The sequence below is a fragment of the Rhodopirellula maiorica SM1 genome (assembly GCF_000346295.1).
GTDB classification, from domain to species: Bacteria; Planctomycetota; Planctomycetia; order Pirellulales; family Pirellulaceae; genus Novipirellula; species Novipirellula maiorica.
In genome coordinates this window covers 1-8,706 of sequence record NZ_ANOG01000291.1, presented here as the reverse complement: position 1 = coordinate 8,706, position 8,706 = coordinate 1, and the positions used below count along the sequence as shown (strand labels likewise).

The window sequence follows — 8,706 nt, the reverse complement described above, 5'->3', positions numbered from 1 at the left end:
TCCACGCCACCGCCAGATCGGGATGCGATCGTTCGGTCAGTGTTACTTGCGGTGGCACCACATCAGGAAAGACCCAAGGGGGCATTTCGCACTCGGCTTCATCGAATTCCATATCGGTTTCGGGCAAAAGATCCAATTCCTCGCTCGGTTCGCCCGCGGATAATTCGTCGGCATCCAGCGGCACCAACCATCGTGGCGCATCCCAACATTTGACCAACGACTGTGTGTGCAGCCACCATACGGCTGCCGGGTCAGGATCCTCGATTCGAGAAAAGAGGCTCGCAAACAGGCTGGCGAGGTGCGTTTCTTCGAGCTCTTCGGCTGGCAACGTCTCGGCATCCGGCGGATCCAATTCGATCAGCCAAGATTGGTCAAAATCGTCGTCCAGCGATTGTTGCGACAAACGGGGATCGTCGGTGACCAATTCGACCGCCCCCAATTCGTTCCAGCGGGGGATCCAGTGGTCCGGATCGTGCGAAGCGGGCGGTCGAATCCAATCCGCCAGCACCTTTAGGCCATCATCATGTTCGGCGATCGCGCGATCCCACAGGCAACCACGGCTAGCGATCAAGTCGATCGCGGGCGTTTCATTCCACGAAGCCCCGTAGCAACCGAGCGCGGATGCAGCCAAACCTTCGACCGAGATCACGATCATTTTTCGCTCATTCATGGGCGTTACTTTGACGAACCCGCCGATTCGCTACAACCGGACAATCCCGCAAAAGGGTCCAAAGTTCCCAGCAGGGCTGAGGCGATCCGAGCGAAATGGCCGGTCGCTGTGACGTAGCGTTGAGAGTCACGTGCAGGGTCACGTGACTCCGCCGCCCAAACAAAATCTCTCACTCTGAAATTTCCTGATTCATCCAATTGCGGAAAGCAACCGAGCAATGAATTACACTTCGACAGTAGCTCCCTTTGGCATTCCTGTGGCTGTGCCTGCAATGAACGAACCTCTCAATCCAAGCGTGCAGAGCGATTCCGCTGCTGCTGCGACGGTGCCGCAACCGGCTCCGCCGCTGCCGGACCGGATTCGCAGTGAGGTTTGGGATGTGCCGTTTGATCACCTGACGCTTGCCGAAGCGGTGGATTGGATCGAATGCTTGGTTCAGCGCCGCACTCCAAGCTACGTGATCACCGCAAACGTGAACTACTGTATGCTGCACCATCGTGATCCTGAAATGGGCGTGATCACCGACAACGCGGACCTGATCCTAGCCGACGGACAACCGATTGTTTCGCGTAGTCGATTGTCCAAAAAACCGATCCCCGAACGGGTCGCCGGCAGCGAGATGATCTATCATCTGGCCGAACGTTGTAGCGACAACGGTTGGGGGATCTACTTCTTGGGCGGAGAAGAGGGCGTGGCGGCTCAGTGCGCCAAGAAGCTGCAAGCGATGTACCCCGGGCTCAAAATTTCGGGCATCGAGTCGCCTCCGTTTCGTAAACTCAGTGAGCGTGAGCAAGCTGAACAAGATCAACGCATCAAGAAATCAGGTGCGGCAATCCTGCTGGTCGCATTCGGGCAACCCAAAGGCGAAAAATGGATCCACGAAAACTACAAACGACTAGGAATCCCCGTTAGCATCCAACTCGGCGCGTCCTTTGACTTCATCGCCGGAAAGGCCAAGCGAGCTCCGATCCTTTGTCAGAAGATGGGGTTAGAGTGGGCTTACCGGATGTGCACCGACCCCAAACGACTCGTCCCTCGCTATGCAAAAAACGCGACCTTCTTGTTGGGCGCGTTGATCGAGGATTGGAAGCGTTTAGTGACCAGCTGGGGTATGGGCGACTGGAGCAATCGCCCCGAAAGGTAACGGGCCCAGCGATAACGGGCTGGCGATAACGGGCTGGCCGCGCTTTAGCTTGCTGCGGCAGCTGGCTTCTTTTTCGGCTTGTAGATTTCCGTCGCCGTACCGAAGTGGACTTCGCCTGCATTCATCAGCGTCTCGCTGAGCGTCGGGTGCGGGTGAACGCTCTCGGTGATGTCGTGCACTTCGCATCCCATTTCGATCGCCAACACCGCTTCGGCGATCAACTCACCTGCGCCGCTACCGACGATGCCACAACCGAGCACCCGCTGGGTTTCGGGATCGACCAACCATTTTGTCAAGCCATCGGTAATGTTCAACGCTTGAGCGCGGCCGCTTGCGGCCCACGGGTAAACTTCGACATCGACCTTGCGTCCGGCCGCTTTGGCTTCGCCTTCGGTCAAACCGGCCCAGGCTATTTCGGGGTCGGTAAAGACGACCGCAGGAATCGCGACCTTGTCAAACGCAGCAGGTTTGCCCGCGATGACCTCGGCTGCCACGCGGCCTTCGTGCGTCGCTTTGTGAGCGAGCATCGGATCGCCTGCGACGTCGCCGATCGCGAAGATATGAGGATCGGCGGTCCGTTGTTGAGCGTCACATTCGATGAAGCCACGCTCGTTGACGACCACGCTTGTGTTTTCCAGTCCGAGCCCGCGAGTCACCGGGCGACGCCCGATACTGATCAGGACGCGGTCAAATTTTTCGTGACCAAAGTGGGCGGGACCTTCAAAGGTGACTTGGATTTTGTCGCCATCTTCGGCGAGCGAGCCAACCTTGGTATTGAGCATCACGCGGCCTTCGCACATTTGGTTGATGCGTTTGGCAAGCGGTTTGACGAGGTCACGATCGGCGCCGGGCAACAGGCCTTCGGCAAGTTCGACTACCGAGACTTTCGAGCCGAGATGAGCGTACACGCTGCCCATTTCCAAACCGATGTAACCGCCACCGACGACCAACAAGGTTTCGGGGATATCGGTTAGGGCGAGGGCACCGGTGCTATCCATCACACGGTCGCTGCCGATGTCGAACGCGGGCGGCATGGTGGGCACGCTGCCAGTCGCAACGATGCAGTGGTCGAACGTCAATTCGCCACCTTCGGGGATCGATTCGTCATCGCCCTCAAGTTTCAGCGTGGTCGAGTTCAGGAACGTGCCCCGCGCTTGGATGACGGTCACGTTGCGGCGTTTCGCCAGCTGGCCCAATCCGCCGGTCAAATTCGAGATCACTTTCTCTTTGCGAGCCCGCACTTTGTCGACATCGATTTTGGGCTTTTCATCATACACGACGCCCCAATCTTCACGCAGCTCGTCCACTTCGCTGATCACCTTGGCCACATGCAGAAGTGCCTTGCTAGGGATACAGCCGCGAAGCAGACAGGTACCACCGAGACGAGGCTCGGCTTCGACAATCGTCACATCAAGGCCTTCGTCGGCAGCCAAGAACGCCGCTGCGTAACCACCAGGACCACCACCGAGAACAACAACAGGACTATGCATCAGAGGAGTTTGCCTCTCAAAAAAGCGATAGGGACGATTCGTAAAGACAGCCCATCGCAACCTAGCGATTCGGTTACGCGGCTCAGGGAGACGTCATTATAAACAGAACCGGCAACCTAAATTGCCGGTTCTGATTTGTGACAATGTACCAAGCCGGCTCCACAGGAAAGCGGACTTCACCCAAATGTGGGGGCTCGGTATGCAAGGGGAAACGCAGAGTCGCGAAAGCTTATCGTGACAAGAATTCGACGACGCTGTTCGCATCCACGGGCAAGCTAATGTCGCTGGCACCAGGCAGTCCCAGCACAGTAGCCTTGAGGTTTTCGCTATCGAAGGTGACCCAATCCAGCGCGTCGGGCGAAGCGTTGGCGATCACACCGCGATAAAGATTCTTCAAATTTTCACGACCACGAACTTCGACGATATCGCCAGGGCGAAGCTGGTAGCTGGGCTTGGTAACCTTCACGCCGTTGACGCGGAAATGACCGTGCGTGATGCCTTGGCGAGCTTGAGGACGAGTCTTGGTGAAACCAACGCGGCGAACCACGTTGTCCAAACGACGCTCGCACATCAACAGCAACAATTCACCGGTGTTACCCGATTTACGACCAACCGCATCAAAGTAACGACGAAGTTGACGTTCGCCCAAACCGTAATAGTGCTTGATCTTTTGCTTCTCCATCAACGCCATCCCGTAGTTACTCGGGCGACGTCCACGAACGTGCATCCCGGGCGGGGTGTTACGTCGGTCCAATGCACGTGCGGCACCGGCTGTTTCATAAAGAAGGGCGCCGAGGCGACGGTTGATTCTTGCTTTGGGGCCTGTATATCGGGCCATACTACTTTGCCTTTTTGCGTCCAGGACGCGGTTTGGGGACATCGGCAGGAGTGAAGCCGCTCAGAGACAAAATCTGCAAGCGAACTGCTGCCAGCGTGCGATCCGCATGGGGACGGCGATGACCGCCTTCCCGCGTGTACTAGTGTCGACAATTGACACCAGGCGTTCACACATCGAATTCGAGGAAGCCCGAAAGTGTCGCTTCCGGCGCCGATTTTGACAAGAGGAAGCGGGACGATTTGGGCTAGAAACGGAGAAAACAGCCCAGAATCACCTATGTCTGCCGGTAGCGACGAGATTTCCGCGTTCCTGTTTTAGCGGTCGATCTCATATTCGGTGATCTTGCGATACGCGGTCGCACGGCTGATCCCCAACAGTGCAGCCGCTTCGGGGACGCTGCCACCGGTACGCTCGAGCGCCTTGCGGATCAGCCGACGCTCCCATTCATCCAAACGGAGGGTGTCCAGCCGGCTCAATCCCGCGTCTCGCAGTCCCAGATCGTCAGCTTCGATCGCCGGATCGTCGGCCATCACCACCGCGCTGTCGATCACGTTCCGCAATTGCCGAACATTGCCCGGCCACGCGTATTCCAACAATCGCGTTCGTGCTTCGTCGCTCATCGCCAGCATCGGGCGGCCATGTTGGCGACGAAAGTGCTCTAGAAAGTGACCGACCAACAGCTCGATATCGTCACCGCGATCACGCAGCGGCGGCACGAGCAACTCAAACACGCTGAGCCGATAAAACAGATCTTCCCGGAAACGTTTCTCTCGGACAAATTCGGCGAGATCGCGGTTGGTCGCGGCAATCACCCGCACATCCACCAACACCTCTTCGGTCGCACCGACAGGCAAAAATGGATGCCCTTCGAGGATTCGCAACAATTTCGCCTGGCCTTCGAGCGTCAATTCGCCCACCTCGTCCAAAAACAAAGTCCCCGTATGGGCTTGTTGGAACCAACCAATGTGGTCGCTATCGGCGCCGGTAAACGATCCTTTGCGATGCCCAAACAATTGACTTTCGATCAAATCGTGAGGAATCGCGGCACAGTTGACGGTCAACATCGGCCGTTTGGATCGTCGGCTTGCGCGATGCACCGCACGGGCCACCAACTCTTTTCCAACCCCGCTTTCACCCCGAATCAGCACACTGCCACTGGCGTTGCCGACGCGATCGATCCGCTCTTTTAACTTCTGCATCACGGCGCTCGTACCGACCAGTTCGTCGGAATCGGCGTTCCGGTCGGCGATCCGTCGACGATCGGCCCGCAACGAATCACGTTCAAACGCTTGGCTTAACCCAATCGACAACAGGCGGGCGGCGGAAACGGTCAATTCGAATTGCGATTCACTGAACTTCGGTTCGCGGCGGTACAACTGCAACAGTCCGACGTTGGTATCATCGCTGCCGATCGGAGCATAGATGATGTCGGACCACATTTGATCTTTGCCGGTGGTGCGGATTTCACTGGCATCCGCCTTCGCTGGATCATTAATCCATACCGCTTCGCCCTCTTTGACGATTCGTTTCAACAGCGATTTTTCGATCGTCACCAAGTCAGCAGCATCGGCAGGTTCAACGCGTCGCGGTTTCAATCGACCGTCGCCCGAATCAAATGACAACCCGACAACGTCGGCATCGGTTCGATCGCGGAGCAATTCAATCAGCGTGTTGATCACCTCGTCGGGACTTTCACAACGCAGCAAACTCAGACTTAATGAGTACAGATCCATCAGGTAGCCGGTCGCGGCAACCTTGGCGATCGGGTCTTCCTCGTCGGCGGTCCAGCGATGCTCGGTCTTGACCGATTCCCACGCAATGGTCTGGGTCAGCGATGTTTCTTCCGTTGAATTCCCTTCCGGCTCGATCAACTCGAGTTCGGTGGCACCAATTTTGACCGTGTGGTGGTTGAGCATCCGAGCATGGTCGGTTTTTTGGTCGTTGACCAAGGTCCCGTTGCGGCTACTGGTGTCGCGGAGATGCCAATTGCCATCCTCGAAATAGATGACGGCATGGAAACGCGAACTGACGGGGTCCGTCAGCATAATTTCACAACTCTTCCCCCGCCCGATATGCATCGGCCGTTCAGGGTCGAGATTAAATTGCCGGCCTTTCTGAGGCCCGCTGCGCACCATCAAATATGCTGTCATCTGTCGCTTCTTGGCGTCATGAACACTCGATACCATTCGAGCCGTCCGAACTGCATCTAGCACGAATGCAACAACCGGACCTTTGAACGTCTCATTTTAAGACATCGTAATATCACTGTGGGCAAAGAGGTAGCAAAAGAATCCGGAATATCGGAAACATCCCCCTGCTGATGAATCGCGAGTCGAGGACATCCGCTCTACGAAACCGCCCCCGTTTCTGTCAACGGCATCCAATTGTGAAAAACGGATGACGGTTTCAGCAGGCGTCTGCGAACGCGGAAACGAACGACGTAGCCTTAAAAACGACGTGGCCTTAAAATGGTTCGGCGGGATGCGAGATCAGCTTGTTTTCCTCGATCGCTTGCGACAACGATTTCAATGCGACTGGCAATGGTTGCGGATCACGATCGAGTTTTTCCCACCACTGTGTGACGACATCGCCAGCGATCGCCGCATCGCTGAGACGCCACAACCGGGTCGCCGCAGATATCGGCAAGGCATCACTGGCCACCAGATCCAGCTCCGACGCAGCCCGCAGTACCAATGGCACCGAAGCAAATGCCCATGCCGACGTCAACGATGCGGGGCGTCCAAACGTGCTGTCGCCCGGTTTGGAGGTCAGCGATTTTTGGGCGATATGTCGCTCAATGGCCACACGCGTGACCAACCAAGCCACCCGCACCACCTCAGGCACCTTAGGCAACGCATCGGTCAGCATCGCTTCGATCCAAATCGCCGCGTTTTTGCCCTCGTCGCAACCGGGTTCGAATCCGCCATCGCCACCTCGGATCGGTTGGACAAACAAGCCATCGACGCCGGTCGGCCACCAATTTCGCGGAGGACTCTGCCCCCAAATCTGCTTGGCGACTTGATTCAACACGCCGCGGCCGACGGTGTCCCAGCGTTCTCGCAGCGGACGCGAGCGAAGTTCGAGTTGATCGAGCAGGCGGGGAAAACGGTCATTGACCACAATTCGGCATTCATCCAATTGTCGCACAATCCCGCGAGTCGTCTGGTCGACTTGCAATTCGCTGCATCCCGAGGCGACCAGCGCCGTTTCGCAAGCCGCCCGAGTTTCGTCGCAACCAATCGATTCGCGAACCAATCGACTCCAAAAGCTACGCATATCGATCGACGACGAGAGCAAACGCTCGTTGACCTGCGTGGCGTAGGGTACAAGTGCCTGCTCGAGTTTTTCGTCGGTACAGTTAGCCCCCACCGCAACCGTATAGGCAGCGTGAATCGTCGAAAGGGCGGTGTCCGGTTTCCAACGAATCCGTGGTGATGAAGCCAACGTCAACTCCTAGCCTTCGGCGCTCAAATGATCCTGAATCCAGCACTCCAGTTCCTCAAAATCCACCGGCGGATATTTGGAGAGATCGGGGCGCAATCGCTTGGCTTCGTGCAGGTAAACGTGGTGGATTTCGGATTGAGGCTTGTCGGTGTTCCAGTGCAGCATGACGCGGATACAGCGCGGCAGCGAGCCTTCGACCGATACCTCGTAACCACACAACAGCGGTACTTCGAGCCACCCGAGTTGGCGGGCGGCCAAGGCGGGAAACTCGGCCGTCAAGTCGCTGGTGACCGTAAAGAAAGCGCTCGCAACGTCCGCCGATTCGATCTCGTTCTGACGGATCATCAACGCAAGTAATTGACGAGTCGCGGTGAGAATTTGATCACGATCATCTTTCTCAACGCTGGTCGCACCTCGCACACCACGGCAAACTGTCATCGCTAGAAGGTCTCTTTAATAAAAAACAAAAATAGACGGGCAATCGCCTGTGCACACAGCTCTCGGCGTGCAGAGCCGCGATCGATCATGGGCAAACACGACGCTAGCCCGGCCTCGGATCACCGCTACTATAGAATAACTGGCCCATGACCGATAACAGGGTACAGTTCAGAATCGCGATTTGCCCGTCGCTGGCAAATGCGTATGCGGCAATCGCATCTGCGGCAAATCCGCACGGCCCGCAGTCAAAATCGGACGGAAAACGGAAGTTTCCTCGTCGCAACATTTTCAGCCATCCTTCACTACGGAGTGACAATGACCGAACGCACTCGGCACCAAGAAAAGATAATCAAGAATTACTACGAAAATCGCGATTCGATCGGGCTGCAAAAGGCTCAAGAAGCGGTCACGGAGTTGTACCTCAGCGAAGGCAAAAAGCGAGCTCAGGTGTGGAAGCGGCTGACCAGCCATCTGGCAAAAATTGGCTTAAAAGAGGACCAGATTGCTAAATTGCAAGAAGACGACAATCCCGAGCAACTTGCCAAACTGCTCGAAAAATACGTTTAGGATTTCGACACCTTTAAAGCCTTGGGGTCGAGGTAGTGGAATTCGCCGGAATTTCTCGCTAGCGGCTTGTTGATTCAGTGAGCCGCTCACGCGTCAGAGAACGTCCGGCTTAGGG

7 protein-coding genes and 1 pseudogene are annotated in these 8,706 nt (G+C 56.5%); 2 read left to right on the top strand and 6 right to left on the bottom strand.

Features of this window, described 5'->3' with window-relative positions:
• Positions 1-670: pseudogene (locus tag RMSM_RS09600) on the bottom strand (hypothetical protein); the annotation flags it as partial.
• A 271-nt stretch (positions 671-941) separates the two neighbouring features.
• Between RMSM_RS09600 and RMSM_RS09595 the strand changes: the two are divergent.
• Positions 942-1,814 (top strand): WecB/TagA/CpsF family glycosyltransferase, encoded by an 873-nt coding sequence (locus tag RMSM_RS09595; protein WP_008694762.1) that lies wholly within the window; start codon positions 942-944, stop codon positions 1,812-1,814.
• Between the two features lie 44 nt (positions 1,815-1,858).
• On the opposite strand, the gene lpdA is transcribed toward RMSM_RS09595, so the two are convergent.
• The 5 genes from lpdA to aroH form a co-directional block, all read right to left on the bottom strand.
• On the bottom strand, positions 1,859-3,304 hold the full coding sequence (gene lpdA / locus RMSM_RS09590; RefSeq protein ID WP_040765003.1) for a dihydrolipoyl dehydrogenase: 1,446 nt from the start codon (positions 3,302-3,304) through the stop codon (positions 1,859-1,861).
• A gap of 229 nt (positions 3,305-3,533) precedes the next feature.
• Complete coding sequence (gene rpsD / locus RMSM_RS09585) at positions 3,534-4,142, bottom strand: 30S ribosomal protein S4 (RefSeq protein WP_040765001.1); 609 nt, start codon at positions 4,140-4,142, stop codon at positions 3,534-3,536.
• Positions 4,143-4,456: 314 nt separating this feature from the next.
• Positions 4,457-6,277 (bottom strand): sigma 54-interacting transcriptional regulator, encoded by a 1,821-nt coding sequence (locus tag RMSM_RS09580; RefSeq protein WP_236622069.1) that lies wholly within the window; start codon positions 6,275-6,277, stop codon positions 4,457-4,459.
• Positions 6,278-6,605: 328 nt separating this feature from the next.
• Positions 6,606-7,586, bottom strand: a complete 981-nt coding sequence (locus RMSM_RS09575; RefSeq protein WP_144057523.1) for a hypothetical protein — start codon at positions 7,584-7,586, stop codon at positions 6,606-6,608.
• Positions 7,587-7,595: 9 nt separating this feature from the next.
• A complete protein-coding gene (gene aroH, locus RMSM_RS09570; protein WP_040764999.1) occupies positions 7,596-8,024 on the bottom strand; it encodes a chorismate mutase in 429 nt (142 codons plus the stop codon).
• A gap of 315 nt (positions 8,025-8,339) precedes the next feature.
• On the opposite strand from aroH, the gene RMSM_RS09565 reads away from it, so the two are divergent.
• On the top strand, positions 8,340-8,591 hold the full coding sequence (locus RMSM_RS09565) for a hypothetical protein (RefSeq protein ID WP_040765004.1): 252 nt from the start codon (positions 8,340-8,342) through the stop codon (positions 8,589-8,591).
• The last annotated feature ends 115 nt before the right edge of the window (positions 8,592-8,706 follow it).